This is a genomic window from Pseudoalteromonas sp. P1-25 (genome assembly GCF_001401805.1).
Lineage (GTDB): Bacteria > Pseudomonadota > Gammaproteobacteria > Enterobacterales > Alteromonadaceae > Pseudoalteromonas.
Genome location: NZ_LKDW01000134.1, coordinates 1 through 236, shown reverse-complemented (window position 1 = coordinate 236; position 236 = coordinate 1). Strand labels below are relative to the sequence as shown.

Annotated in this window: 1 protein-coding gene; it reads right to left on the bottom strand. The window is 53.0% G+C overall.

Translation table 11 applies throughout. The annotated features are described in order from the left end of the window. The coding region (locus tag AN393_RS20350) for a hypothetical protein (protein ID WP_161804183.1) at positions 1 to 236 on the bottom strand (236 nt) is incomplete at both ends.

Sequence of the window (236 nt, the reverse complement as noted above, 5' to 3'; positions counted from 1 at the left end):
CCGTCGCTTAGTGCGCTTGCATCAATCGGATCGGTAACATACTCACCGTTTTGCACAAGCGCCGTTGTTTCAACTTGGTTTGTACCATCGCTGATGATCACCGTCACGGTTTGACCGTCTTCCACATCGCTCACCGTGCCACGCACAACCATGGCGGCGCTTTCGCCGTTACCATTAATCACGCCGTCGGCGGTTTTATCAATGCTGGTTGTGATCGCTGCGGTGTTATCAAGTTC